The 23,975-nt window shown below is 70.1% G+C and carries 25 protein-coding genes; 13 read left to right on the top strand and 12 right to left on the bottom strand.

Going from position 1 to position 23,975, the window contains the following annotated elements:
- Window positions 1-64: 64 nt before the first annotated feature.
- From ACFRMN_RS12165 to ACFRMN_RS12130, 8 genes are all read right to left on the bottom strand, one after another.
- Window positions 65-706 (bottom strand): response regulator transcription factor, encoded by a 642-nt coding sequence (locus tag ACFRMN_RS12165; RefSeq protein ID WP_383017261.1) that lies wholly within the window; start codon window positions 704-706, stop codon window positions 65-67.
- A gap of 82 nt (window positions 707-788) precedes the next feature.
- Entirely contained in the window at window positions 789-1,886 is a 1,098-nt protein-coding gene (locus ACFRMN_RS12160) for an LLM class flavin-dependent oxidoreductase (protein ID WP_383017229.1), read from the bottom strand.
- Window positions 1,887-2,039: 153 nt separating this feature from the next.
- Window positions 2,040-2,678, bottom strand: a complete 639-nt coding sequence (locus ACFRMN_RS12155) for a hemerythrin domain-containing protein (protein ID WP_383017226.1) — start codon at window positions 2,676-2,678, stop codon at window positions 2,040-2,042.
- A 75-nt stretch (window positions 2,679-2,753) separates the two neighbouring features.
- The gene (locus tag ACFRMN_RS12150) at window positions 2,754-3,809 is read right to left on the bottom strand and encodes a methyltransferase (RefSeq protein ID WP_383017222.1); all 1,056 of its coding nucleotides are present in this window, start codon (window positions 3,807-3,809) and stop codon (window positions 2,754-2,756) included.
- A 215-nt stretch (window positions 3,810-4,024) separates the two neighbouring features.
- On the bottom strand, window positions 4,025-4,810 hold the full coding sequence (locus ACFRMN_RS12145; protein WP_383017219.1) for a BTAD domain-containing putative transcriptional regulator: 786 nt from the start codon (window positions 4,808-4,810) through the stop codon (window positions 4,025-4,027).
- Between the two features lie 32 nt (window positions 4,811-4,842).
- Complete coding sequence (locus tag ACFRMN_RS12140; protein WP_383017216.1) at window positions 4,843-5,367, bottom strand: flavin reductase family protein; 525 nt, start codon at window positions 5,365-5,367, stop codon at window positions 4,843-4,845.
- 219 nt (window positions 5,368-5,586) lie between these two features.
- Window positions 5,587-6,369 carry an SDR family NAD(P)-dependent oxidoreductase gene (locus tag ACFRMN_RS12135; RefSeq protein WP_383017213.1) on the bottom strand — a complete coding sequence of 261 codons (783 nt, stop codon included), beginning with the start codon at window positions 6,367-6,369 and terminating at the stop codon, window positions 5,587-5,589.
- Window positions 6,370-6,431: 62 nt separating this feature from the next.
- Window positions 6,432-8,138 carry an MFS transporter gene (locus ACFRMN_RS12130; RefSeq protein WP_383017210.1) on the bottom strand — a complete coding sequence of 569 codons (1,707 nt, stop codon included), beginning with the start codon at window positions 8,136-8,138 and terminating at the stop codon, window positions 6,432-6,434.
- 139 nt (window positions 8,139-8,277) lie between these two features.
- Here ACFRMN_RS12130 and ACFRMN_RS12125 point away from each other — a divergent pair, with 139 nt between their 5' ends.
- The gene (locus ACFRMN_RS12125; protein ID WP_383017207.1) at window positions 8,278-8,754 is read left to right on the top strand and encodes a MarR family winged helix-turn-helix transcriptional regulator; all 477 of its coding nucleotides are present in this window, start codon (window positions 8,278-8,280) and stop codon (window positions 8,752-8,754) included.
- Window positions 8,755-8,862: 108 nt separating this feature from the next.
- Here ACFRMN_RS12125 and ACFRMN_RS12120 read toward each other — a convergent pair whose 3' ends face one another.
- From ACFRMN_RS12120 to ACFRMN_RS12110, 3 genes are read right to left on the bottom strand one after another with little or no spacing between them, the layout of a single operon-like run.
- A complete protein-coding gene (locus tag ACFRMN_RS12120) occupies window positions 8,863-9,462 on the bottom strand; it encodes a TetR/AcrR family transcriptional regulator (RefSeq protein WP_383017204.1) in 600 nt (199 codons plus the stop codon).
- 31 nt (window positions 9,463-9,493) lie between these two features.
- Window positions 9,494-11,077, bottom strand: coding sequence for a multicopper oxidase family protein (locus tag ACFRMN_RS12115; RefSeq protein ID WP_383017201.1), 1,584 nt, complete (start codon window positions 11,075-11,077; stop codon window positions 9,494-9,496).
- Entirely contained in the window at window positions 11,074-11,388 is a 315-nt protein-coding gene (locus tag ACFRMN_RS12110; protein WP_383017198.1) for a hypothetical protein, read from the bottom strand. Before ACFRMN_RS12110 ends, ACFRMN_RS12115 begins: the two co-directional genes overlap by 4 nt.
- 347 nt (window positions 11,389-11,735) lie before the next feature.
- Here ACFRMN_RS12110 and ACFRMN_RS12105 point away from each other — a divergent pair, with 347 nt between their 5' ends.
- The 7 genes from ACFRMN_RS12105 (at window position 11,736) to ACFRMN_RS12075 (ending at window position 18,398) form a co-directional block, all read left to right on the top strand.
- Window positions 11,736-12,503 carry a thioesterase II family protein gene (locus ACFRMN_RS12105; RefSeq protein ID WP_383017196.1) on the top strand — a complete coding sequence of 256 codons (768 nt, stop codon included), beginning with the start codon at window positions 11,736-11,738 and terminating at the stop codon, window positions 12,501-12,503.
- A gap of 194 nt (window positions 12,504-12,697) precedes the next feature.
- Window positions 12,698-13,501, top strand: a complete 804-nt coding sequence (locus tag ACFRMN_RS12100) for a methyltransferase domain-containing protein (protein ID WP_383017194.1) — start codon at window positions 12,698-12,700, stop codon at window positions 13,499-13,501.
- Window positions 13,498-13,932, top strand: a complete 435-nt coding sequence (locus ACFRMN_RS12095) for an ester cyclase (protein ID WP_383017192.1) — start codon at window positions 13,498-13,500, stop codon at window positions 13,930-13,932. Before ACFRMN_RS12100 ends, ACFRMN_RS12095 begins: the two co-directional genes overlap by 4 nt.
- 13 nt (window positions 13,933-13,945) lie before the next feature.
- Window positions 13,946-15,619: an NAD(P)/FAD-dependent oxidoreductase gene (locus ACFRMN_RS12090; RefSeq protein WP_383017189.1), complete on the top strand. Its 1,674-nt coding sequence runs from the start codon at window positions 13,946-13,948 to the stop codon at window positions 15,617-15,619.
- Entirely contained in the window at window positions 15,597-15,983 is a 387-nt protein-coding gene (locus ACFRMN_RS12085) for a DUF6059 family protein (protein WP_383017186.1), read from the top strand. Before ACFRMN_RS12090 ends, ACFRMN_RS12085 begins: the two co-directional genes overlap by 23 nt.
- A gap of 245 nt (window positions 15,984-16,228) precedes the next feature.
- Window positions 16,229-17,467 carry an acyltransferase family protein gene (locus tag ACFRMN_RS12080; protein ID WP_383017183.1) on the top strand — a complete coding sequence of 413 codons (1,239 nt, stop codon included), beginning with the start codon at window positions 16,229-16,231 and terminating at the stop codon, window positions 17,465-17,467.
- A gap of 601 nt (window positions 17,468-18,068) precedes the next feature.
- Complete coding sequence (locus ACFRMN_RS12075) at window positions 18,069-18,398, top strand: hypothetical protein (RefSeq protein WP_383017180.1); 330 nt, start codon at window positions 18,069-18,071, stop codon at window positions 18,396-18,398.
- Between the two features lie 2 nt (window positions 18,399-18,400).
- On the opposite strand, the gene ACFRMN_RS12070 is transcribed toward ACFRMN_RS12075, so the two are convergent.
- Entirely contained in the window at window positions 18,401-19,774 is a 1,374-nt protein-coding gene (locus ACFRMN_RS12070) for a hypothetical protein (RefSeq protein WP_383017177.1), read from the bottom strand.
- Window positions 19,775-19,966: 192 nt separating this feature from the next.
- Here ACFRMN_RS12070 and ACFRMN_RS12065 point away from each other — a divergent pair, with 192 nt between their 5' ends.
- The 5 genes from ACFRMN_RS12065 to ACFRMN_RS12045 all read left to right on the top strand — a co-directional run bounded on the left by ACFRMN_RS12065 (window position 19,967) and on the right by ACFRMN_RS12045 (window position 23,970).
- Window positions 19,967-20,758: a 2-keto-4-pentenoate hydratase gene (locus ACFRMN_RS12065; RefSeq protein WP_383017174.1), complete on the top strand. Its 792-nt coding sequence runs from the start codon at window positions 19,967-19,969 to the stop codon at window positions 20,756-20,758.
- Between the two features lie 78 nt (window positions 20,759-20,836).
- On the top strand, window positions 20,837-21,706 hold the full coding sequence (locus tag ACFRMN_RS12060; RefSeq protein WP_383017171.1) for an acetaldehyde dehydrogenase (acetylating): 870 nt from the start codon (window positions 20,837-20,839) through the stop codon (window positions 21,704-21,706).
- 14 nt (window positions 21,707-21,720) lie between these two features.
- Window positions 21,721-22,746 carry a 4-hydroxy-2-oxovalerate aldolase gene (gene dmpG, locus ACFRMN_RS12055; RefSeq protein WP_383017168.1) on the top strand — a complete coding sequence of 342 codons (1,026 nt, stop codon included), beginning with the start codon at window positions 21,721-21,723 and terminating at the stop codon, window positions 22,744-22,746.
- On the top strand, window positions 22,743-23,750 hold the full coding sequence (locus ACFRMN_RS12050) for a beta-ketoacyl-ACP synthase III (RefSeq protein ID WP_383017165.1): 1,008 nt from the start codon (window positions 22,743-22,745) through the stop codon (window positions 23,748-23,750). The genes dmpG and ACFRMN_RS12050 overlap by 4 nt, the downstream gene beginning before the upstream one ends.
- Complete coding sequence (locus tag ACFRMN_RS12045; RefSeq protein WP_383017161.1) at window positions 23,740-23,970, top strand: acyl carrier protein; 231 nt, start codon at window positions 23,740-23,742, stop codon at window positions 23,968-23,970. The genes ACFRMN_RS12050 and ACFRMN_RS12045 overlap by 11 nt, the downstream gene beginning before the upstream one ends.
- Window positions 23,971-23,975 lie beyond the last annotated feature (5 nt).

Below are 23,975 nucleotides of genomic sequence, written 5' to 3'. Positions count from 1 at the left end.
GCTGCCAAGCAGCCGGCCTCACCGGATCTCCCTTCGGCTCCGCCGCCGCTCACCAGGTCGCGCGTCAATCCCCGCTGAGCACCGTGTCGTTGAGGTCCACCAGGCCGAGTTCATGGGCGAAGATGACCAGATGCAGCCGGTTGCGCAGGCCCAGCTTCCGCATCAGGCGCTGGACATGGGACCGCACCGTGTTGCTGCTCACCCACAGCCGGGCCGCGATCTCGGCGTTGTTGCGGCCGGTCCCGATCAGTGTGAGCACTTCGCGCTCGCGCTCCGAGAGGGCGTCGAGGGCCGCCCCCGCGTCCCGGTTCACCGTCCACTCGAAGACCAGCTTCCCCATGCTCAGCCGCTCGTCGGCGAGGATCTTCTCCGACACGACGGTGCAGCGCTGGGCCACCAGCAGCGCGGCATCGGACAGTTCACGGTCCGACGCCGCGCTGAGGATGATGCCGTGCGCGCCGAACCACATGACGCCCGCCAGCTCCGCGAACGGTTCGTCCACCACGAGGAGCGTCGGCGCGTGCACCGAGTCCAGCGCCGAGGCGACGCGATGGGCCAGCCAGACGCTGTCGCGGTCGACGGCGGCCACCAGCAGATCGGGGCGTCGCCGTTCGGACCGCCCCTTCTCGTACGGCAGTACGTCGAACCCGCCGAGGGCGACGAAGCGTAGCTCCAGTGCCGTACGACGTCTGTCGTCCGGACACATGACGATCACCGATACCAATGCTCCCCCTGTCAATGGCACGTTCGGATCGACGCGAGACGCGAGACGCGAGACGCGGCAGTGCTCAACTCCTCTGAGTACGCCCCCGGATGCCGGCTTTTTCCAGCCGGGGGACAACTTCGCTCGCGAAATACTCAATTTCGACAAGGTAGTCCACAAAAGAGAGCGCGATCCCGGAAACGCCTGCTTGGGCGAACGAGATGATGGTGTCGGCGATCTCGTCGGGCGTGCCCACCAGCGGGTGGCCGCCGTGTCCGGCGGCGAAGCGGGGCCGGAACATGTCGATCTGCTCCTGGCTGAACGACTGCGGATTGATGCCCTGACCGCTCATCACGGTGTCGACACCGTCCCAGTCCGCGTTCTCCCGCGCGTAGTAGTGCAGGAACTCCTCGGCCTCGGCGTGGGTGGGCCGGCAGACCACGTACGCGTTGGAGAGCACGCCGACGCCGCGGCCGCCGTTGCGGGCGGCCGCCTCCCGGACACCGTCGACCAGAGCCGTGCCGCGCCGGGGATCGAAGGCGGCGGTCAGCAGGAAGTCGGCGTTGCGGGTGGCGAAGCCGCGGCCGGCCTCCGAGACGGCCGCGTTGATGACCGGCAGCGTGCCGCGGGCTGGCCGCGGGCTGGTGTGCAGGCCGCGCAGGCCGGGGAAGTACGTGCCGTCGTGGTCGAAGGGCCGCTCGCTGCTCCACAGCGTGCGCACCACGTCCCACCACTCCTGGGCGTGCGCGTAGCGCTGCTCGGGACTGCCCGGCAGGTCCAGGCCGAACGCCTCGTACTCCGCCTGGTACCACCCGGCGACGATATTGAGCCCGGCCCGGCCGTTGCCGATCCGGTCGAGCGTGGCCAGCTGCTTGGCGGCGACCATGGGAGGCACCAGCGCGCTGTGCACCGTGGCGAAGACGGAGATGCGCTCGGTCGCCGCGAGCAGTCCGGCGGCCCAGGTGATCGTCTCCAGGACGTCCTCGTGGAAGGTGGTGCCGGGCCAGCCGATCCAGCGCCCCACCGGGAGGAGAAAGTCGATTCCCAGCCGGTCGGCGAGGACGGCGAGGCGGACGTTGTCGTCCCAACTGCCCGACCAGCGCTCGGGAACGGTGGTGATGGCCAGACCGGACGAGGCGTTGGGCGCGAACAATCCCAGCTTGAATCCGTTCTCGGTGGACATGGCGTGCTCCATGGGGGTCCTCTCCGAAGGTGCGGACGCTCGGTGCCGCCGCGGGTCCGGACGCCCGGTCCGCGGCGGCACGATCACCGTGGCACATCGCAATTAAGCCACCGTTAGAGCGCGTTAGGCCCTCACCCTTGCGGTGCCCGGCTCTCAGCCGGTCCAGGTCTCCCGCGCCCGGTAGGCGGGGGCCCAGAGCTTCTTCATGGCCATCCGCATCGGCATCGGCATGAAGGACGTCACGCGCCGCAGGTTCTCCTCGGACGCCTCGTCGAGGAGCCAGGGGAACAGCTCCGCGGCCCCGGAGAGGCCGAGGTGTTCGCGCTGGTCGGCGGTGAAGGCCTTCCACTCCTTGTCCGTGAGCGCTTCCTGGACGTAGGGCAGGCCGTCCTTCTCCTCGTGTTCGAGGTGGTCCGCCAGGCAGGTGGCGAGCTCGGCCACGGCCTTCTCGACCTGGCCGGCCGGCGTCCGCGGGTCCCCGAGGACGGCGTCGACCTGGGCGAGCAGGGGGTCGATCAGGCTGTGCTCCGCCTCCAACTCCCGCAGTGTGGCGAGGATCTGGGGTCGGTGGGCGAGACCCTTGGCCATCCGGGGCCACAGATCGCGGTCCTCGCCCTCGTGGTGGAAGTGCAATTGCGTCTTGAAGATCTGCCAGCCCGTCTCGACCCGCTTGCGGGCGAGCGGATCGTCGCCGTGGGGCCGTGCCGCGGCCTTCTCCAGGCGGCGCAGGTCCCGGCGGAAGGCATCGTGACTGACCAGCATGACCGTGAGGTCCACATGGCTGCCGCTCATGGTCTGTTCTCCGTTCCTGTATGGAGCGAGGACCGGCCGGAGCTCCCGGCCGGTCCTCGCGGGGGGCGTACGGGATCAGGCGCGCTTGCGGCCCACCACGGCCGTGGCGTGCGCGGGCAGTCGCAGGACCTGCTCGACCTCCAGGCCGGCCTCCTCCATCCAGCCGCGGCACTGTGCCGGGGTGTACTCGTTGCCGGCCGGCGACTGCATCATCATCGTGAGGCTCATCAGCAGCGTGTCCGCGTCCCTGCGGTCGTCGTCGATCATCGGGTCGTAGACGATCACGGCGCCGCCCGCGGGGATGTTCGCGGCCGCCTGGGCGATCAGGTCCTTGCGGGTCGCCACCGGGGTGTCGTGCAGGACGTTGCCGAAGATCACGACGTCGGCGCCGGGGATCTTGTCCTTGTAGAAGTCGCCCCCGTGGAACGAGATCCGGTCCGACACGCCCCGGTCGGTGGCCAGTTCCTCCAGGAACGGCTTCATGACCGGGCGGTCGAAGACGCCACCGGTGAGGTGCGGGTGGGCGAGCAGCAGGGTGTCGGCGAGGTTGCCGCGGGCGCCGCCGACGTCCACGAAGGACGAGTGCCGCGACCAGTCGTACTGGCGGGCCAGCTCGGGGCCGATCGCGCTGTTGAGGCTGTCCATGGCGGTGAGGAACTGACGCAGCCGCTGCGGGTCGCGGAAGATCTGCGCGAAGGGCACCTTGCTGGCGTCCTGCCCGTGGGCGTCGCCCGTGCGCAGCATGTCGGCCAGGGTCTCCCAGCCCGAGCCCATGAAGCCGGTGGTCATCTTCAGGAAGCCGCCGACGTAACCGGGTTGTCCGGGGATCAGATTGCGGGCGGCGGCCGGGCCGTTGCGGTAGACGCCCTCGGCGTCACGGGTGAGCAGGCCGAGGGCGGCCAGCGAGTCCAGGAAGTCGGGCACTCCGCGCTCGTGCAGACCCAGCCGGCCCGCGATGTGCTCGGCCGTGCCGGGTTCCTTGCCGAGTGCCTCGAACAGCTCCAGCTCCATGGCCGTCATCAGCAGCTTGCTCCGCATGAACGACCAGCCGACCAGCATGATGTCGAACGCGTCGTCGAGAGGCGCGCCGGTGCCGGCGGCCTGTGTGGGTGCGGAATTGGGCATGCTCATGTCATTGTCCCTTCGGTTTCATGGAATCGAGATTCTGAGGGGGCGGGCAGCCGACGGCCCCAAGGTCCGTCGCGAAAGCGGTGCCGTCCGCCCGCAGGGCATCGCGAGCCGGGCGGGTCCTTCGCGACACGCCCTGGGGCGTGTCTTCGAAGACCCGCCTGCCCGGTGACGCCCCGCCCGCCCCACGGGCGGACGGCGCTACTTCGAAGACATGCCTAGGCCGTCCACATGCCGACTTTTTCCAGGGCCGCCCGGTCCGAGTCCAGGACGATCTGGTGGACCAGGCGGAGATCGTCGCCCGGCTCGATGCCGAGCTCGTCCACGAGGCACTTCCTCGTGGCGCGGTAGACCTGAAGGGCCTCACCGCTGCGACCGGACAGGAAGAGGGCGACCATCAACAGCGCGTGCAGGCGCTCGTTGTAGGGATTGGCCGCGACCAGTTCACGCAGCCGCGCTATGGCTTCGCCGCGTCTTCTGCCGAGCCGTACTTCAAGGGAGATGCGGCCTTCTTCGACCCCGATCCAGGATTCCTCAAGGCGGGAGGCGGCGCTCTGGATCAGCATGCCCTCGCGCAGACCGACGAGCGGAGCGCTGCGCCAGAGACCCGATGCCTTCGAGAAGTGATGCAGTGCGGTTTCTTCGTCCTGCTCTTCCAGGGCCGCGACCGCGCGCTCGCGATGCCGATCGAAATCGACTATGTCGAGCATTCCCTCGTCGATCGACAAGTAATAGCCCGGGGGTTCTCCGATGAGGAAGAGATTACTACGCGCACTGCTCTGCTGCAGCATTTTCCGGAGCTGCGAAATATAGACGCGCAGCGCCTGTAGGGCCGTACGTGGCGGGCCCTGCGGCCAGAGCTCATCGATGAGCGATTCGATGGAGAGGACTCGGTGGTGGTTGACCAGGAGGGCAGCGAGCAGAACGCGGAGTTTGTGTGCCTGCGGAGTGAGTATCCGGTCCCCGTCGTGCACCTGCAATTGTCCGAGCAACTTGAAGCGCATGGTGTGTTTCCCCCCGTGTTTGGAATGGGCTGCTACTGATACGGATTCAGCTTCTGCATGGTGCCGGCGAAGAATCCGAGGGGGCGCCCGTCGCGCCGCAGCAGGCCGATGTCGACGACCTTCCCGATGATGATCACGTGGTCGCCGCCCGCGACCTGCTGCGCCACTTCACAGGTCACGTAGGCCAGCGAGTTGGTGAGCACGGGGCTGCCGCCGCGCCCGGGCAGGGAGTTGACCTTGAGGAAGCGGTCGACCCCGGAGGCGAAGAGGCCGGCGATGTCCCGCTGCTCCTCGGCGAGGATGTTCACCGTGAACGAGGAGCCCACTTCGAGGGCCGCGCGGAAGGACGATCTGTTGTGCAGGCAGAAGAGCACGAGAGGGGGGTCGAGGGAAAGCGAGGCGAAGGAGTTGACGGTCACTCCGAAGAGCTCTCCGGAGTATTTTGCCGTGATGACCGTGACGCCGGTCGCGAAGCGCCCGAATATGGTGCGTAATTCGCGTTGGTCGATGAGTTCCGCGGTTCGCTCACCGAATTCGGTGGCTTGGTTGACCACCATTGTGTTTCCTCCTGTCTATGCCAAGAGGTGCGATGGGTATGTGACAGGGGGCGGAATATTTAATTCCGATTAATTCCCTGTTGGGTGATCGCGCTTTGCGAAGAGTTGGCCTTTGCTTTTCGACGTCACGAAGCTATCACGGGGGCGTCGTCCGAAACTCAACCCCTCGGATGAATCTAGTCCCGCTATGGGCCGCCGTGGAGCGTCGCTCCGCGCGCGTCAGAGCATCGCTGTCCCGCCGTCGACCAGGAGATAGCCGCCGGTCAGGTACGAGGAACGAGCCGAGGCGAGGAACGCGATGGTCTCGGCGACGTCGGAAGGCGTCCCGTTGCGCTTGACAGCGGTTCTGTTCGCGTTGTCCGCCTTTACCTGCTCGGGCATCTTCGAGGCCAGGGAGCTGAGGATCAGGCCCGGGGCCACCACATTGACCCGTACGCCGTCGGCACCCACCTCGCGCGCCAGCGTTCTGGCCGCCGCCTCCAGGGCCGCCTTCGACATGGACAGTGCCCCGAATCCCTCGGGAGAGCGCCGTGACAGCGAGGCGCCGACGGCCACCACCGCGCCGCCGCGCCCGCGCTCGACCATCCCCGGCACCAGGGCGTGCACCGGATTGAGGAAGGCGTTCAGCTGCGCCTCCACCACGTGGAGCGCCTGGTCGCGGGGGGCCTTGAGCAGCGGGCCCGGCCGTACGGCCCGCCCGCCGACCCCCGCCGCGTTGGCGATCAGGATGTCGATCGGCCCGACCGCCTCCTGGGCCAGGGCCGTCATCCGGTCCACCTCGTCGGCCCGGGTCACATCGGCCTGGAGGGCCACCGCGGTGCCGCCCCGCGCCGTGATCTCCTCGACGACCCGGCGCGCGGCGGCCTCGTCGGCGCGGTAGTTGACCACCACCGCCGCGCCTTCCCGGGCCAGCAGGTGTGCCGTGGCGGCGCCGATCCCGCTGCTGCCACCGGTGACCAGGGCCGCCTTTCCGGCGAAGTCCTTGTGCTGCTCTGTGTCCATCAGGAGTGCTTCCTTCCGTGAATGTTCTGTGAGGCGTGCGAAGTGCGCCGGCGCCGTCCCGCTCAGCGCCGGGATCCCGGGGCGAGGCGACGGAGCGGGAGCAGGAAGACGAGCAGGAAGACCAGTGCGTAGACCGCCACTTCGTAGCCCAGGCTGCTCTTCATCGAGTCCGAGAAATGCTGCTGGCGCGCCGTGTCCAGGCTCTCCCGTACCAAGCGCGGCACGGCCGGGTCCCCGGTGGCGCGCGCTCGGTCGGTGAGCGCGGTGCAGCTGGGCAGGGGAGCCGAGCGGTCGGTGGCGCGCGCCTGGTCGGTGAAGCAGTCGGTCAGTGAGCGTTCGAGCGCCGCGGTGTCCGGTGCGGAGACCGACAGCTGCTTCAACCCGGCGCGGAAATGGGGGAGTTCGTCGTGCGCGGCGGCGCTCGCGTTGCTGCTCAGCAGGCCGAAGAAGAGGGCGCCGAGCACGGCGACGCCCACCGCGTTCCCGGACTGGCCCACCATGGCCTTGACACCCGCCGCGGAGCCGGCGCTCGGGCCGACCGCCTCGGCGAGGACCACGTCGTTCACCGTGGTCACGATCAGGCCGAGGCCGAGGCCCACCACGAGTCCGGCGGGTGTCAGGGTCCATACGGACAGGTCGGTGGGGTACGCGTGGAGCGTGACCATGAGGGCCACCATGCCGAGCGCCATCACGAGGGCGCCGGCCTGCACCAGCCGCTTGCCGAGCCGGGGCATGAGCGGGATGGAGATCCCGGAGGCCAGGCCGGTACCGACGGCGATGGGCAGGAACGCGAGGCCGGTGCGCAGCGCCGACCACTGGTAGCCCGCCTGCAACTGGACCGCCAGGACGAGGAAGAACGCGGAGATGCCGGCGAAGCTGATGAACTGGACGACCAGGCCGAGCCCGAACGAGCCGCCGCGGAACAGCGCCAGATCCACCACCGGCCACCCGCCCCGCTTCTCCAGCGTCCGCTGGTGCCACAGGAACAGCCCCACCGCGGGCACCGCGAGAGCCAGCAGCGTCCAGATCCACCACGCCCAATCGGCGTCCCGGCCCTGGATCAGCGGGAAGACGACCAGGGCCACCACGGCCGTACCGAGCGTCGTGCCCAGGAGGTCGAGGCCCGGACGCTGCTCGGAGCGCCGCTCGGTGACCAGCAGCATCGCCCCGATCGCGGCGATCACACCGACGGGGACATTGATCAGGAAGATCATCCGCCATCCGGAGCCGAACAGGTCCAGGTCGATCAGCGCACCGCCGAGCAGCGGTCCCGCGATCCCGGCGAGACCGGTGACACCGCCGAGCGCGCCGAAGGCCGCGGCGCGGTGCCTGCCGGTGAAGGTGACATGGATGATCGCCTGGACCTGGGGGAACATCAGGGCCGCCGCGAGTCCCTGGACCAGCCGGAACAGCACGATCTGTGTGCCGCTGGTGGCGATGCCGCACAGCAGGGAGGCGCCGGCGAACGCGAGCACGCCGCAGACGAAGATCCGGCGGCAGCCGAAGATGTCGCCGAGGCGTCCGCCCGCCACCAGCCCCGCGGCGAAGGTCAGTTGATAGCCCGCCAGGATCCACTGCACCTGGGCGTAGCTCGTGTGGAAGGAGTTCTGGATCTCGGGAGACGCCACGGTGACGATGGTGACGTCGAGCAGTTCCATGAAGGCGGCCAGGAGAATGACGGCCAGCCCCAGCCAGGTGCGCCGTGTCGGCGCCGGGGGAGGATCGGCCGGAGTGGACGGGGCCGCGGTGCCGGTGCTGAGATCACTCACGAAGGGCTCCCGCTGGTTGCCGTTTGCAAAAATAATTAGTACCCTAACGAATTAATTCACAGATGGTCAACCGGCCTCTCAGCAGCCGGTTCGGTGACAGGGGATACTCGCTGTGACCAGGCAACGAGCGGAGGAACGAGTGCCGAAGCAGGAACCCCCCGGGACCGGGACGGAGACGGATCCAGGGCCGACGTGGCTGCGCAAGAGCATCGCTCCGAAGCTGCGCCTCGCGGCCAAGGAGTCGCGTGCGTTCTTCGAGGAGGAGCTCAGCAAGTCCGGTGCGACATTCGCCGCGTGGACGATTCTGGCGACCCTCAAGCTGGAAGGGCCGATGATCCAGCGCAGTCTCGCCCAGTACCTGAGCATCGAGGGGCCCACCCTCTCCCGGCATCTGGAGACGATGGAGCGGCGCGGCCTCGTGGTCCGCACACGCGACGGCGCCGACCGCAGAGCGGCCGTGGTCGCGCTGACCGACGAGGGCCTGTCCCGGTACGAGGAGATCGAGTCGGTCGCCCTGCGCAGCCAGGAACGGATGCTGGAAGGACTCAGCGACGCCGATATCGTCCAGCTGGGCGAGCTGCTTGAGCGGATCCGCTCCAACGTCAAGGCCGACTGAACCGCGGGTGAGCGGGGTACTGCCATGCGATCCTCGCCTCCACGGCGCGTCGGGCGCGCTGATTCACGGTGTTCACCCGAATCTCAGCCGACACGTGTGAAGCGAGGGTCAAGCAGCCGAAAAGGGCGAGGCTTCGGCCTGCACGGCCGGCATCAGCGCCGCGACCAGCCGGTCCGCGCAGTCCCCGGGAGTGTCCCGCCGCGGTGTGAAGGCGGCGAAGAAGACCTGCCGGAAGCAGGCGCCGAGCAGCAGCGAGGCGACGGCCTCGACATCGGTGCCGGGCGCGACTCTGCCCAGGGCCTGCTCGGCGCGGAGATAGGCGGCCACCGGGCCGGCCGTGTCGGCGCGCTCCGGCAGGTCGCCGAGGCGTGCGAGCAGGGCGGGATCGGTACGGAAGGCGGCCAGGGCCCGCACGCTCTGCTCGTAGTGGGCCAGGGCGGCACGGGCCAGCACCCGCAGATTCTCGTGGACGCTGCCCCGGCCCGCCGCCCGGGGCGGTGAGCCGGGGCAGCGGGCCGGGTCGAGGGGAACACGCTCGACGAGGACGGCCACGAACAGGTCCGTCTTGCTCGCGAAGTGCTTGTACAGCAGGGCCTCCGAGCAGCCGGCGGCCTCCGCGATCCGCTTGGTGGTCGCGTGGTGCGTCCCACCGTCCCGCAGGACGGCGACCGCCGCGTCGAGGATGCGTTCCCGCGTGGCCCCGGACATGTCTGGCAGTCCCCCTTCTGCCGGTGGTGCCTCACTCGGTGACGAAGTCGCCCATCATCGCCATGTCCTCGTGCTCCAGGTTGTGGCAGTGGATCATGAAGGTGCCGGCGTAGTCCGTGAACCGCGTGACCACCTCGACGGCCTCGGCCGGACGCAGGTCCACGGTGTCCTTCCAGCCGTGGTCGAACGCCCCGGGATCCCGGTTGTTGCGCGAGACCACCTGGAAGTGGTCCAGGTGCAGATGGACGGGGTGGTGGAAGTTCGTGGTGAACCGCCACACCTCGGTCCTGCCGAGCTTGGGCCTGGCCAGCGCGCGGCCCGGCTCGTACTCCTTGCCGTTGATCGTCCAGCCCGCGCTGGAACCGCGGAAGTGGAAGTCGCGGGTGACCGTGGCACGGCCCGGGTCGAGCCGGGGCACATCGCTCAGCTGCCGCGGCACCTTCGTGTCGTCGGCGGGCGAGCCCGCGCCGACGTCGAAGCGCATGACCTCGGCCGTGGAACCGTCTCCGAAGCGGTTCAGGAGGCGCACCTTCGTACCCGGACGGTAGCGGGAGAAGTCGACGACGACATCGAAGCGCTCGGCCGGGGCGATCTCCAGGGCGTCGTGGAGGCGGGGCGCCGCCAGCAGCCCGCCGTCGCTGCCGATCTGCACGAAGGCGTCGCCGCCCTCCGGCTGCGGGTCCAACTCCAGTTTGTACAGGCGGGCGTTGGAGGCATTGAGGAACCGCAGCCGATAGCGCAGCCGCTCCACCTCATGCACCGGCCAGGGCGCGCCGTTGACCAGGATGACATCGCCGAGCACACCGTTCATGTAGGCGTCGGTGACGCCCGGGGTGTGCAACTCCTTGTCCACCCACGGGTATTGGAAGGACCCGTCGGCGGCGAAGGAGCGGTCCGTGATCATCAGCGGGATGTCGCGTGCGCCGCGCGGCAGCGGAAGCCGCTCCTCCTCGTCGTCGTGCACGAGGTGGAACCCGGCGAGCCCCATCCAGACGGCCACGCCCGTGTAGCTCATGCGGTGGTCGTGGTACCAGAGCGTCGCGGCCCGCTGTTCGAAGGGGTACGTGTACGTGCGCGCGCCCGCGGCCAGGTCCATCGCGCCGTGGTCCACGGACATGCCGTGCGAACCGCCGCTCATGTCCTGGGCGACGCGGTGTGCGTCGTACGAGCCGTCGGCCGGAAGGATCAGCGAGGTCGGATAGCCGTCGCTCGCCGCCGGAGTGTGGCCGCCGTGCAGATGGACCACGCCGGGACGGTCCAGCTCATTGCGGTGCCGGACGACGGTGCGGCGCCCGGAGCGCGAGACGATCGTGGGTCCGGGGAAGGTTCCGCCGTACGTCCACGCTTTCGTCCGCAGGCCCGGCAGGATCTCCAACTCGGCTGCCTGCTGCGTGATTTCGTAGGCGTCCGTGGTGGCGCTCTTCGACACCGGCTCCAGCACCCGGGGGAGGGGGAGCGGCGTCCGGTAGGGCTTGGGCAGGTCGGCCCCGCTGGTCAGCAGCTTGCCGGGGCGGCCCTCGCGCACGTAGTCGCTCAGCAGGGGCCAGCCCGCCGCCGCCAGCGCGCCCGCGCCGAGGACGGCACCGCCCGTACCGAGGAAGGCGCGCCGCCTCATGCGACCGGCTCCGTCCGCGCGGTCTCGTCGTGCGCCGGGGCGGAGCGGGTGCCGGGCGGCAGCGGGGTGGTCATCGCGCGCTGGGAGAGCACAGCGACGGCCGAGACGAGGATGACGCCGAGCACGACATGTCCGGCGACGCTGCGGTTGAGTCCGAGGACCATCTGGGCGATGAGCGCCAGGAGCACCACGACCGAAGCCGGAAGGACCGACTTGGGGCCTCCCGAGCGGCGCACGAGAAAGGCGGCCACGGCCATCAGCAGCGCGACCACCACGATGACACGGCCGAGAATTCCGTGCATCTTCAGCATATCGAAATGGCCGCCGAGGAAGCCCCCAGCAAAAGCGACCTGAATGAGCATCAGAACGGACTGAAGCGCTCCGGTAATGCGCAGGGACAGCAGAGATCGGCGTAACGACATGACAGAGATCAAACCCTGATTCCCCATCGCCGCGCAACCCCAATCGGGCTGTCCAGCAGGCCGGTTGGCCGCCCCACCGCCCGCGACCAGCGACGGTAAAGCCAAGATTAAGCGGGCCGGCGATCCCCGCTCAAGCCGCCAATTCTCATATGGGCCGGGCGCGGCCCGCTCCCTACGCTTTGCGGGACAGGTCCCATGAACCCGACGGCCATTGCCGTTTCTCCCGGAGGCATACGATGGCGGCGCTCACCCACACCGAAAACCCCTGGACAAGAAAACTCGTCGCGGCACCCAACAGCAGGTTGCGGATGGTGTGCTTCCCGCACGCCGGCGGCTCGGCCAGCTACTTCCGGCCCCTGGCCATCGCGCTCTCGCCGGACATGGAGACCGTCGCGGTGCAGTATCCGGGGCGCCAGGAGCGCCGTGCGGAAGCCCCGTTGGAAAGCGTCGGGCAGCTCGCGGACGCGGCGTTCGAGGCGCTGCGTGAGCTGCCCCCGCGCCCCTTCGCGCTGTTCGGACACAGCCTCGGCGCCCTGGTCGCCTTCGAGGTGGCCCGGCGCTTCGAGGCGGCGGCGGGGCCGCGCCCGGTGCGGCTGTTCGCCTCGGCGGTGTGCGCGCCCTCGGTGCTGCGGCCGCCGACGGCCCATCTGGCCGACGACGAGACGCTGATCACCGAGCTGTGCGCGCTCGGCGGCACGAGCCGCGCCCGGCTGTCCGCGGCGGAGATCCGCGCGCTGTCCCTGCCCGCGGTACGGGCCGACTACCGGGCCGTCGAGCGCTACCGGCCCGAGCCCGGGGCCCGGGTCGCGTGCCCGCTGACCGCGCTCGTCGGCACCGAGGACCCGATCGTCTCCCTGCGGGACGCCCTCGCGTGGCAGACCCACACCAGCGCGGGCGGCGCCACGCGGACCTTCGCGGGCGGGCACTTCTATCTCGACCGGCAGATCCAGGCCGTGGCCGACACGGTCACTGACGCACTCGCACCCCAACTCGCGTGCTCCTGAGGACTGTCCGCCGGACCCCGTCGCGCCCCCGGCCGGTTCACGCGAGCTCATCACGCTGCTTTCGCGGCGCTTAATCGGCCGTCCGTAGCTTCGGCACATCATTGATTCCGTGCTTTCGCACGGATGGTGATGTCCGGTCAGATCCCGTCGGCGCGGCGGGTGGACTCATGACTCATCCCTTGGAGAGCCGATCGATGACAACCGAAACCGGCCAGGTCAGGCCCGCTGACGTATGGCAAAAGGCGGATTCGGCAAAGAAGTTCCTCGACCAGGCGGCGATCGAGCTGGCGTCGGTCAAGCAGGAACTCGACGAGATGTTGCGGGTGTCCACCGGCAGCCAGGTGCTGGACGTCGGCTGCGGCATGGGCAACGACGTACGGGCGATCGCCGAGCGCGTGGGCCCCACCGGCCGGGTCGTCGGCCTCGACTCCAGCGAAGATCTCATCGCGCGGGCCACGCCTGCGGGGTCCGGCGCCGCCCCGGTCGAGTTCCTGCACGGACAGGCCGGTGCGCTGCCGTTCGCCGATGACACCTTCGACGCCGCCCGCGCGGAGCGGGTGATCGAGCATGTGCCGGACCCGGCGGCGGCCGTCGCCGAGATGCTCCGGGTGGTCAAGCCCGGCGGCCAGGTGCTGATCACGGACCCCGACCACGGGCTGTGGGCGCCCGACCTCGCCGACCGCGAGCTGACCCGCACCATCATGAACTGGTGGGGCGACCACGTGCCCAACCCCTGGGTGGCCCGCCGCCTGCGCGGCCTGTTCGCCCAGGCGGGCGCCGTCGACATCACCGTGCGGCTGCGGCCCGTCGTGCTCACCAGCCTGGCCAGCGCGGATTCGCTGACCTGGATCGGCAAGGCCGCGGCCCTGGCCGGCGCCCAAGGCATTGTCGACGAGGCGGCGGCCCGCGCCTGGGGCGAGGAGATCCTGCGCCGGGACGCGGAGGGCAGCTTCCTGATGTTCGGCACGTTCGTCGTGGTGTCGGGGTTCAAGAAGTGACCGCCAGGACCGTGGTGACGGAGCACGCGCGGCTCGCCGAGTTCTGGTTCGGCACGGCGTGGGCCGGCGGCGACGTGAGCATCGCGGACGAGGTCTTCGCCGAGGACTTCGTACTCAACGGCAGACGGGTGGGCCCCGACGGACCGCGGCGCAGTGTGCTCGGTGTGCACCGGGCGTTCTCCGACATCGGCGTCGAGCTCGACCTGGTCGTCACCGACGGCTCGCACGTGGTGACGCACTACACCACCACCGCCCGGCACACCGGCACCTACCGAGGTGTCCCCGCGTCGGGCAACTGGATCAAGGTCTCCGGGATCGTCATCTGGGAGATCCACGGCGGCAAGGTCGTGCGCGACCGGAATGTCTTCGACACCGGCGAGGTCGTCGCGCAGATCACCGCTCCACAGCCCACGACCGGCGACGACAGGTGAGGAAGAGACCAACATGAGCGAATCTGCTGCGGCCACACAGGACTTCGACGTCATCATTCTCGGCGCGGGCAGCGCCGGCACGGTTCTCGGTGCCATCCTGGCCCGACACGATGTGCGGGTCCTGCTCATCGACGCCGCGGTGCACCCGAAGTTCGCGGTGGGCGAGTCCACGACGCTGTACACCCTCAAGGGCTACCGGCAGCTCGCCGAGCGGTACGGCATCCCCGAGCTGGAGTACCTGACGTCCTACGAGTCGGGTCTGGAGAACATCGGCCCGACCTCCGGGGTCAAGAAGCACTTCGGCTTCATGCTGCACAAGGAGGGCGAGGAGCCCGACCCGCTGGAGGTCAACCAGTTCAGCCCGCCCTCCAAGGCGCTCCAGACGGGCCACCTGTTCCGGCAGGACACCGACTCCTTCCTCTTCCACACCGCCATCAAGTACGGCTGCGCGGTGCGCCAGGGCTTCCGCGTCGCCGACATCGACCTGGGTGAGGACGAGGTGGCGGTCCAGGACGCGGGCGGCGAGCGGTTCACGGCCCGCTACCTGGTCGACGGCAGCGGCTTCCGCTCCCCCGTCGCCGACAAGCTCGGGCTGCGCGAGGGGCCCGACGCGCTCAAGCACCACTCCCGGTCCCTGTTCACCCACATGATCGGGGTGAAGCCGACCGACGACGTGCTCCGCATGGAGCCCGAGGACCTGCCGCCGATCCCCTGGGTCGAGGGCACCATGCACCACATGTTCGAGCGGGGCTGGATCTGGTCGATCCCGTTCAACAACGAACCCCGGTCGAAGAACCCGCTGGTCAGCGTCGGCCTGACCTTCGACGAGCGGCGCTACCCCAAGCCGGAGGGGGTGACCCCCGAGGAGGAGTTCCGGCAGTTCATCAAGCGGTTCCCCGCGGTGGAGCGGATGTTCGTCGACGCGGTGACGGTCCGTCCATGGGTGTCCACCGGCCGGCTCCAGTACACCTCGAAGGAGACCGTCGGCCACCGCTGGTGCCTCATGTCGCACGCCGCCGGGTTCCTGGACCCGCTCTACTCGCGCGGCCTGACCAACACCACGGAGATCATCAACTCCCTCGTCTGGCGGCTGCTCGACGCGCTGCGCGAGGACGACTTCGACGTGGAGCGCTTCCGTTACGTGGACACCCTGCAGAAGGGCCTGATCAAGTACAACGATCAGCTGGTCAACGCCTCCTTCATCGCGTTCTCCGACTACGAGTTGTGGAACGCGGTCTACCGGGTGTGGGCGGCGGCGGAGGTGCCGATCAACCTCCGCTTCGACCGCTTCATCGAGCGCTTCCGCGCGAGCGGCGACGACCGGGTCTTCCAGGGGATGGAGGACGTGCCGTACCCGGGGCTGCTCCTGCCCGACCAGCCCACCTACAAGGCCGTGTTCGACGAGATGGTCACCCTGTGCGACGCGGTCGACCGGGGCGAGATGCCGGCCGCCGTGGCCGGGCGCAAGCTCATGAAGGCCATCGAGGCGTCGCCGGGCACCCTGCGCGGCATCGGCCTTGAGGACAAGAACCGGCGCTTCATGTTCCCCGGCATCCCGGAGCTGAAGTCCATGTCGGCCTGGCTCCTCGACGAGGCGCCGCAGGAGATGAGCTATCTCGCGCCGACGGCTCCGGCGACCGCCGGGAGCGGCGCGAGCGGTGTCCGTGAAGTCATCATCCCCGAATAGCGGGGCCGTCGGCGGCGGACGCCGGGGACTCCTCACCGTCCTGGTCAGGGGAGTCATCGGCTGCGGAGGGTGGTTCGGCCGGTTCCTCTGGGACGGACTGCAGGGGGTGGGCTCGCTGTGGGTGGGCCCGCCGCCCGCCGCGGACCCCGACCAGGACCCCGACCAGGACCAGGACCAGGGCCGGGACAGGGGCCGGGACAAGGGCCGGGGCAAGGGCCGGGGCCAGGACGGGGACCGGGACCACAAGGAGCCGCGGCCGATCCTGGACGCGCCGCCCGCCGGACACCCGGAGCGGCTTGTGGCCAGAACTCCCTTGTCCCGCGCGGAGGCCGAGCTGTGGGCGCGCTTCTACTCGGACTCCTGACCCGACGCCCCGAGCGCCGCCGTGCGGCGGCGTGCGGCGGCGGCAGCGCGCGCAGCCCTCGCAGGACGTGACTTTCGGAGGAGCCCATGTACGAGGAACCAGAGGACAAACCGCACAACGGGGACCGGGTGCCGGCGCCGCCGCTGGGACTCGCCGGGGTGGAGGACGAACCCGGGGAGCCGCACATCGTCCGCGGCATCGACTGAACCACGTACCGAACTTTCCGATATCTCAGTGAGGCGACTATGGCCAAGTCCGGCACCCTAGAGCTGCAACCACCGCCGCTGCGGAACGTCCGTTCACTCACGGGCCTGCGGTTCCTGATGTCCATCACCGTCTTCATCTGCCATGTCGCGGTGGTGATGCCGGTCCCGCACGTCAACGACGTACTCGGGCTCGCGGGATCCGGCGGCACGTTCTTCCTCGTCCTGTCCGGGTTCGCGCTGACCTGGAGCTTCCGCGGCAACGACACCCTTGGCTGGTTCCTCGGCCGCCGCCTGGCGCGGATCTGGCCCACTCTGGTGATCGCCATCGCGCTGCCGCTCGGCTTCGCCCTCGCCGCGCCGGGAACCGACGGGGGGCACATGATCGGGGCGGCTCTGGCCAGCCTGTTCTTCGTGCAGGCGTGGATACCCGGGGTCGTGCTCGAATCGACCAACCCCGTGACATGGATGCTGTCGTGCGTGGTGTTCTTCTACGCCATCTTCCTGTGGGTCGGGCGCTTCGCGCTGCGGCGCAGCCCGCGCCAGCTGGCCTGGCTGGCCGTGGCGACGCTGGCGTACGGCTGGGCGCTGCGCGTCGTGCTGTGGTTCGCCTACCCGCCCAGCGAGCCGCTGGCGCTCGACGACGCCGCCGGGCTGACCTTCGGTATCTACTCGCCGCCAGGACGCATCCACGAGTTCCTGTTCGGCGTGCTGATGGCGGCCGCCATGCGGCGTGGCATGCGCTTCCGCTTCTCGGTCGGCCAGGTGTTCGCGGTGATCGCCGTCGCGCTCGGCGTGATGTGGGTGCTGGCCGGCTCCTCGGTGCGCAGCGCGGTCCCGCACGACCCGCTGGACCTCGTGATGGCACCGCTCTACGCCTGCCTGCTCGCCGCCTACACACAACGCGAACTGGACGGCCGTTCCTCGCTGTACGCCCGTCCCGCACTGGTGTCGCTCGGCAAGATCTCCATGGGCATCTACCTGTTCCACTTCACCGTGATCTTCACCATCGCCGCGATGGTGTATCCGGAAAAGCAGATGGTGGACTTCTTCCTCGACCCGGTGACGCCGGTGAACGCCCACTGGCTGTGGGCCGCGGTCGGCCTCGCGATCTCGCTGCTCGTCGGCTGGCTGGCGCACCGCTACTACGAGGACCCGATCGAGCGCAGGATCCGCGCGTTCCTCGACGCCCGGTCCGGACGGGGCACGCCCGCCGCGGTGCCCCGGCCCGCGGCGGAGAAGCCGGGCCTGGTCGGCTCGTCGTCCTCCGAGTCCACCTGAGCGGCGCGCCGTTGACAGCGTTCTTACCGGCACCCCAGTACGGGCCACGATCGGCGATCGTGGCCCGTACCCCGTTGGACCTGGATGAACTCGTCGAGCACTGGACGCTGCAGCCAGCCGGGCGCCCATGGATTCACGTACTCGGCCGAGTTGGCGGTCAAGCCTGGAGCGGGTCCTACGATGAGCCGGTGACCGAAACACTGCCCCCCCGTGGGCATTGACCTCTTCGACGTCGAACGGCTCCTGCTGACCGAAGCTGCGGAACCGCCGCTGCCGCCGCACGACGCTGAGGCCCGGGACCGGGCGTGGGACATGGCGGTCCGAGACAACCCCACCCTCTTCGACGGGCCTGTGGTGGCGTGTGGGGGACTGGAGCGGACCGGCCCGCGCATCCTGCGCCTTTCCTGGGTACGTGTGACCTACCGGCACTACGCGCTGCGTCGCGTTCCCGGCGCCATAGCACTGCCCTCGTTGTTCGTGAACGTCGTTCAGCCGGCCGGCGACGGCCGTGTGCTGGCAGCGAGGATGTCGTCCTCTACGGCTGCCCCGGGCCGCTGGCAGTTGCCGGGTGGGTCTGTGGAGCCCCCCCCAGGACGGGGCGGTGCTGGACGAGTCGGCACTGGCCGGCCAGGCCGCGCGGGAACTTGCCGAGGAGTTGGGGATCAGCGCCGTCGCCGAGGAGCTGAGGCTGTGGGTCGTTACCCGCGGCGAGAACGGCAGTGTCGGCCTGACCTACCTTGCCCCTGCCCTTCCCGAGGCGACATTGCGCGCGGACTTCACCGCTGCCGCAGCAGCCGAGCGTGTTCGGGGCCGTGAACCTGAACTCGACGACATCGCCCTGGTGCGCTCACCGGACGAACTGGCCGCTCTGACGGGCCCACACGCGGACTACCTGAAACCGATCGTCCGCCGCTTCGCAGGGTGCCGCTGAGGTCAGGCGCCGACGAGGAAGTCGCGTCCCCGTTCGTCGAGATCGGCCACGCACCGCAGGCCACGGGCCCGGAAGCGTGCGAGGTCACCGCGCATACGGGAGACCGCCTTCCGGGTACGGACGGAGCGGACACCGTCCATGTGGTCGATGGCCCGGTGCCAGGTGGCGCACGCCTGCTCGATGCTGCCGCGCTTGAGGTGCATCTCCGCGCCCGCGACCAGGTCCAGGGCGACGATCCGCGCGTAGGTGTCCGCGGGGCGGGCCGTGGCGGCCAGCGCGTACTGCTCGGCGGCGGCCCGGTGGTCTCCTACGGTCTCGTGGACCTTGGCGGTGCGGGAGTACACCGACGCGGCCGGTGGGCCCCAGGCCAGCGCCCAGAACGGCACCTCGTCGCCTGGGGCACCGGTCAGCAGGGTGCGGGCGTGTTCGGCCTCGGCGAGGGCCGTGCGGTGCTTGCCGCTCTTGGCCAGGGTGTGGGCGTGAACGACGCGGAAGAGTGCTTCGGTCTGGGCGTCCACCCGTCCCTTGGCCCGGTTCAGTCCGGTCTCGGCCAAGCCCAGGCAGTGCTCGGGGCGATGGAGCTTGAGACCCTGCATGGCCATCGTGCGCATCACGAATCCGTCCTGCCCGCGCAGGCCGGATTCCGCGGCCAGAGCGTAGGACTGGAGGTAGTAGCGCTGGGCGAGTCCCTGCTGACCTGCGTCGTAGCTCTTCCAGCCCAGCAGGTGGACGCCTCGGCCGGCGGCGGACAGCATCTGCCGGCGGACTTCGTCGGTACGGAACCGGGCCCGGCACAGCGGGGCGACGTCGTCGCGGAGATAGGTGACCAGGGCGCTGCGGCCGTGTTGTCCGCCGTGGCGTTCGTCCATCTCGGAGAACGCGTGGATCATGTCACGGACGGCGGCGACGTCGGCCATGCCGACGGTGTAGCCGGTGCGGGCGGCCTCGGTGCGGGAGGCGATGTCCTGTACGTGGCTGAGGGGTAAGGCCGCGGAGGCCGCAGAGTAAGCGGAGGCCGTCAGGAAGCGGCGGCGGTCCAACTCGTACCTCCACATCGGCAGCAAGGCGTCCAGCGGGTCGTTCCCCAGGGACAGTCCGATGGTGTCATTCTCGGCCTCCGCCGGGGAGGGCAGGCCGAGGTCGGCGTTGGTCAGGAGGCGGCCCAGGCGCCGGGAGAGCGCGACCGCGAGGTAGCGGGGTGTGTCGCCGCGGGGAACGGATCCGCTGAGCCAGTGCTCGACGTTGGACTTGTTCGTTCGTAAGTCTGCGCCGCACTCGGCGGCGACCGCGCGGACTGCCTTGGCCAGTGCCTCGTAGGTGAGGCCGGATTCGGCGACAAGGGCGCTGAGCTGGACGTTCGGCGTGCGCGTGGTCATGAGCACCTGCCCCGTATATACGCGATATACCGCTTGGACTGCCCATCACCGTACCGCTCCGATGAGCCCGCCGGTTGACTGTTCATCAGGCCCGAACCCGGCGGCCGGCATCGTCAGCGCCTCGCCGGATCTGCTCCCGTGCCCACGTCTGCGAACCGTAGGTGATGCCCCATGCCCAGAGGAGGGATCGTCATGGACGAGCAGGATGATCGCTGGATCACCGCAACGGCGTCGGCTCTGCTGGCGGCGGAGTACGAGCGAGTGCCGATCGGCGCGCTGACCGTCCGGAGACCGGAGCTGTCTTTGGAGACCGCCTACCGGGTGCAAGGGGCGGCGGTGGCCCGGCGGATCTCGGGCGGCGCCCGCGTCGTCGGCCACAAGGCCGGGGTGACCTCTCGGGCCATGCAGGAACAGATGGGCGTCGACGAGTCGGACTCGGGTGTCCTGCTGGACAACATGGTGCTGCCTACCGGCAGCACCATGGCCCGGTCCGTGCTGATGCAGCCGCGGGTGGAGGCGGAGATCGCTTTCCGGCTCGGCTGTGACCTGGCGGGCGAGAACGTGAGTGTGGACGAGGCACGGGCGGCGGTGGAGAAGGTGTTCCTCGCCCTGGAGGTGATCGACACCCGGTTCACCAGCTGGCGCATCACGGTCGCGGACAGCATCGCCGACAACGCGTCCTGTGCCCGGGTGGTCACCGGGCCCATGGTGCCGCTCGGCGCGGACATGGACCTGGCCGCCGAGCTGCTGGTCGTCAGCGTCGACGGCACCGCAGTGGCCACCGGAGAGGGCCGCGCCGTCCTCGGCGACCCGCTCCGTGCCCTGACCTGGCTCGCCGGACGGCTGCACCGCGCCGGCGACGGACTGCGCGCCGGGCAGCTGGTCCTGGCCGGGGCCGTGCACGCCAGCCTCCCGCTGGAGGCCCGGAGCACGGTGCGCGCCCGCTCGCCGCATCTTCCGCCGGTCGAGCTGCGCGTGCGCTGATCCGCAGCACCCTGCTGACCTCGCCCCGCCCCTCTCACTCATGCACCCACCCTCTCCCCTCGAATGAAGGAGCGGCCGATGGCTGCTGATGAACAGTGTCTGCGTGTTGCGGTACTCGGCGCGGGCCTGATCGGCGTCGACCTCGCTGACAAGATCCACCAGTCGCAGAAGCTGGAACTGGCCCTGGTGGCAGGGCGCGACCGGGACAGCCTGGGGCTGCGACGGGCGGCCGAGATGGGCCACCCGACCACGGCCGGCGGGATCCGCGCCGTGGTGGATGCCGGGCCCTTCGATGTGGTCTTCGACGCCACCAACGCCGACAGCCACGCCGGGCACTGGGCGGCGCTGCGCCCGACCGGCACCACCCTGATCGACCTGACCCCCACGGGGCTTGGCACGGTCATAGTCCCAGGGGTCAACAGTCACCGGTCGGCGGCCTACCAGCACGTCAACCTCGTCAGCTGCGGCGGGCAGGCGGCCATTCCGGTCCTGTACGCGATCTCCAAGCGCTGCACCCCCACCTACATCGAGGTGGTCTCCACCGCGGCGAGCGCGAGCGCCGGCCGGGCCACCCGTCTGAACCTCGACCAGTACATCGCCACCACCTCCGCCGCGATCCGGACCTTTACCGGCACCCGGGAAGTGAAGGTGATGGTCAACCTCAGCCCCGCCCGGCCCGCCCCGCCGTTCCGGGTGGCCATGACCGTCCTCGCGGACAGCATCCGCCCCGCGCCGGTCCGCACGAGCATCGCGGCCGCCGCCCAAGCCGTGCGCGCCTACACGCCCGGGTTCAAGGTGACCTCACTCGCCGTGGACCCGGGCCGGATCTCGGTCGCGGTGGAGGTGACCGCCGGCGGCGGCCGCCTGCCACCTCACGCCGGAAGCGTCGACATCATCAACGCCGCCGCCGTCCTGCTCGCCGAGCAGTCGGCCGCCGTCTCCCGATGAAGGGAACCCCACCCGTGAACACACACCCGCACGAGCGGCCCCGAATCCTCCTGCACGACCCGACCCTGCGCGACGGCCACCACGCTGTCGGCCACCAGCTCGACGCCGACCAGCTCCGCGCCTACGCCATCGCCGCGAACGCCGCCGCAGTGCCGGTGGTAGAGGTCGGCCACGGCAACGGCCTGGGCGCCTCCAGCCTCCAGATCGGCCGCTCCAAGCTCGACGACGCCACGATGCTCACCACCGTCCGCGAAGCCCTCACCTCGTCGAGGATGGGCGTCTTCATGGCCCCCGGCTGGGGTACCTCCGACGACCTGGAGGCCGCCGTTCACCACGGCGCCGACGTCGTACGGATCGCCGCGCACTGCACCGAGGCCGACGTCACCGAACGCCACCTCGGCGTCGTCCGCGACCTCGGAGCCGAAGCCCAGGGCGTCCTGCTCATGAGCCACATGGCCGGCCCCGGCGAACTCGCCGAACAGTGCGCCCTGATGGTGAAGTTCGGCGCTCAGGCCGTCGGCATCATGGACTCCGCCGGGCACTACCTCCCGTCCGACGTCACTGCGCGCGTGCACGCCATCGCCGACGCCGTCGACGTGCCGGTCATCTTCCACGGCCACAACAACCTGGGCCTGGCTGTGGCGAACAGCCTTGCCGCCGTGGACGCCGGGGCGACCGTCATCGACGCGACCGCCCGCGGGTTCGGCGCCGGGGCCGGCAACACCCAGCTCGAAGTCCTCGTGGCCGTCCTGGAGCGCCGAGGCGCCGAGACCGGGATCGGCCTGCGCGAGGTCCTGGCCGCCGCCGACGTCGCCGCCGACCGCCTGATGAAGGCCCCACCGTCCATCGACTCGATCGCCGTGGCCAGCGGAATCGCCGGGGTGTTCTCCGGCTTCAAGCGGCCCGTCCTGGAGACCGCACGCGCCGGAAGCGTCGACCCCATCGACCTGTTCCTCGCCCTCGGCGAGCGGCAGGTTGTCGCCGGGCAGGAAGACCTGATCGGCGACGTCGCCCGGCAGCTCAAGGCGGCCACCCGATGACCGCCGCATCCGTCGCTGCCGGGAGCGCGGCCGTGGTCTGCGGAGTCGGTGCGGCGCTGCCCCCGAACATCGTCTCGAACGCCGACCTGACCCCACATCTGGAGACCACGGACGAGTGGATCCGCTCGCGGACCGGCATCACCCAACGGCACGTTGCCGGGACGGACCTGTCCACGACCGACCTCGCCGTACGGGCCGGCACCCAGGCGCTCGCCGACGGCGAACCGGTCACGGTGGAGGCATTGGTGGTGGCCACGACCACCCCGGACCGCTGCTGTCCGGCCACCGCCCCCGCCGTGGCCACCCGGCTCGGCCTGACCGGCATCCCCGCCTACGACCTCGCGGCCGGGTGCACCGGGTTCCTCTACGCCCTCGCCACCGCAGCCGGGCTGATCGCCACCGGCACCGTAAGGACCGTCCTGGTCATCGGCGCCGACCGCCTCGCCGCCCTTCCCGACCCCGAGGACCGCACGACGGTCCCACTGTTCGGCGACGGCGCCGGGGCCGTGGTGCTGCGCCGCGGCAGCGCGGACGAGGCCGGGGCGCTCGGGCCGGTGGTGCTCGGCAGCGACGGCACCGGCGCCGGCCTGATCCGGGCCTCCCGCCCCGGCGCCCTGCACATGGACGGAGGTGAGGTCTTCCGGCATGCGGTCGACCGCATGTCCACCGCATCCTGCCAGGCCGCCACCGCCGCCGGGTGGGAACTTGGCGACGTCGACCGCCTGGTCCCGCACCAGGCCAACAGCCGCATCACTGCCTTTGTCGCCCGTCGGCTCGGCGTCCCCGGCGACCGCCAACTCAGCAATATCGCCGAGACCGGCAACACCGGCGCCGCGTCCATCCCCCTGCTCCTGGCCCGCTCCGCCGCCGACGGCCGTCTCAAGCCCGGCCACCGCACCCTGCTCACCGCGTTCGGCGCCGGACTGACCTGGGGTGCCACCACCCTCACCTGGCCCGGCCTCTGCCGCAGCCACTCACCGAAAGGAGCCGGACATGACCGGTGACCTCACACGCATTCTGACCGACGACCTCAAGCTGCCCGCCGACCGGCTCACCGACGACGCCAGCCTCGACCACGCCGGATTCGACTCCCTCGCCGTCATCGAACTGTCCGTCCTGCTCACCGACCGCTACGGCATCGACATCAGCGACAGCGATATCAAGAACGCCGCCACCCTCGGCCGGCTCGACCTCCTCATCACCTCCAAGCGCAATGGAAGGTGACCACC

The sequence above is a fragment of the Streptomyces sp. NPDC056835 genome, from assembly GCF_042789485.1.
Taxonomy (GTDB): Bacteria; Actinomycetota; Actinomycetes; order Streptomycetales; family Streptomycetaceae; genus Streptomyces.
The sequence above is the reverse complement of the archived record's forward strand: the minus strand, read 5'-3'. Positions and strand labels throughout refer to the sequence as shown.